The organism is Alcanivorax sp. HI0083 (assembly GCF_001635175.1).
Window position 1 is genome coordinate 1 of sequence record NZ_LWFX01000132.1, and the last position, 1,842, is coordinate 1,842.

The following is a 1,842-nucleotide window of genomic DNA, read 5'->3' on the forward strand; positions in this document are numbered from 1 at the left end:
CGGGCAGGTCGCGCAGATGGTACAGGGCCGCGCCTGAACCGCTGGACCAGTGGTACCGGGCCACAGGTAAAACAAACAATGAGTGCGAGAGTATGAGTGCAGTTCCGCCCTCCAAAGGGTTTTCCCTGGCTGATGCCAATACCCGTTTTGATATGGGTTTTCCCTCCCTGGTGGGGTTTCATTTCCTGGAATGGGAAGAGGGCAGGGCAGTGCTGGGGTTGCAGATCGAAACCCGGCATTTGAATCTGGGCGGTGTCATTCATGGTGGAGTGTTGGCGACCCTGATGGATGTGGCCGGGGCCTGTGCCGGCACCTGGAGCCCGGACCCCATGCACATTCGCAAGGCGGTTACCCTATCCATGACCACCACCTTCACCGGGCAGGCCAGTAAAGGTCTGGTTCGCGCGGTGGGTACCCGCCGTGCCGGTGGCACCCGGATCTACAACAGCACCATGGAAGTGTTCGATGAAAAGGACACGCTGTTGGCCCTCGGCGAAGCAACCTTCCGTTTGCGCAGCGAGTAGTTTTCCTTCCGTGTTATCCCTTTTGTTTCGTAGGTCGGATTAGCCGCGTAGCGGCGTAACCCGACCTTTGTCTGTATTTTTCAAAACACGCTAACGGCTGGCCACGTGGGTGGGCTGTTGTGCCTCCCAGCCGCCGCCCAGTGCGCGATACAGTTCTGTTTCATTGGTCAGCTGCTGCAGCTTCAGCGTCACCAGTTGCTGGCGGGCGGAGAGCAGGGTGCGCTGGGCGTCCAGCACCGCAAGGTAGTCATCTGCGCCTTGCTCGTAGCGTTGCTGCGAGAGCGTCAGGGACTGCTCGGTGGCGGTGACCAGTGCCTGTTGGGCCTGCTGCTGGCGGGCCAGGGTATCGCGGGCCTGCAGGGCGTTGGCCACTTCCTGGAAGGCGGTCTGAATGGCTTTTTCATAGGTGGCCACGGCCTGATCCTGGCGCACTTCAGCCAGGTCCAGATTGGCCTTGTTGCGGCCACCGGAGAAAATTGGCAGGGAAATACTGGGGCTGAACGACCAGGCTTTGGAGCCGCTGTCGAACAGGCCAGACAGTTCGCTGCTCATGCTGCCATAGGCGCCGGTGAGCTGAATACTCGGGAAGAAGGCGGCTCGCGCGGCACCGATGCTGGCGTTGGCGGCACGTAGCTGATGCTCGGCCTGCTGCACGTCCGGTCGCTGGGTCAGGAGGCTGGACGATAGCCCTTCCGGGACCGGCGCCACCAGGGAGAGCGTGTCGCTGTTCAGGTTCACCGACTCCAGTGCGGGCAGGGGGCCGCCAACCAATACGGCCAGGGCGTTGTGATCCTGGCTGACCTGGCGCTCAAAGCTGGCCTGGTTGGCGCGGGCGCCTTGCAGGGCAATCTGTGCCTGTCGTACATCCAGTTCTGTGCCCAGCCCGCTTTCGAAGCGCCGCTGGATCAGTGCCAGCGAATTCTCTTGCGCGGCGACCGTTTCACGGCTGATGGCCAGATTCTGACGGTCGCTGACCAGGGTCAGGTAGCTTTGCGCCACCTGGGCCACCAGTGCCAGCTGGGTGCTGCGCCGGGCTTCTTCGCTGGCCAGGTAAGTCTCCAGAGAGGCATCTTTGAGGCTGCGTACGCGTCCGAACAAGTCCAGTTCCCAGGCGGTGACGCCAACCTGAACACCGTATTGATCAGAAAGGGTGGAGCTGCCGGTGGACGACAGGTCGCCGGGCAGGCGCTGGCGAGTGCCACTGCCATCCACGGACAGGTTCGGGTACAGGTCGGCGCGCTGGATCTGGTACTGGGCGCGCAGGGCGGCCACATCCAGAACGGCCAGGCGCAAATCCCGGTTGTTATCCAGTGCGCTC

Annotated in this window: 2 protein-coding genes; one reads left to right on the plus strand and one right to left on the minus strand. The window is 62.4% G+C overall.

Going from position 1 to position 1,842, the window contains the following annotated elements:
- Window positions 1–92 precede the first annotated feature (92 nt).
- Complete coding sequence (locus tag A3754_RS01495; protein ID WP_197468361.1) at window positions 93–524, plus strand: PaaI family thioesterase; 432 nt, start codon at window positions 93–95, stop codon at window positions 522–524.
- A 90-nt stretch (window positions 525–614) separates the two neighbouring features.
- On the opposite strand, the gene A3754_RS01500 is transcribed toward A3754_RS01495, so the two are convergent.
- The coding region (locus tag A3754_RS01500) for an efflux transporter outer membrane subunit (protein ID WP_063518669.1) at window positions 615–1,842 on the minus strand (1,228 nt) is incomplete at its 5' end.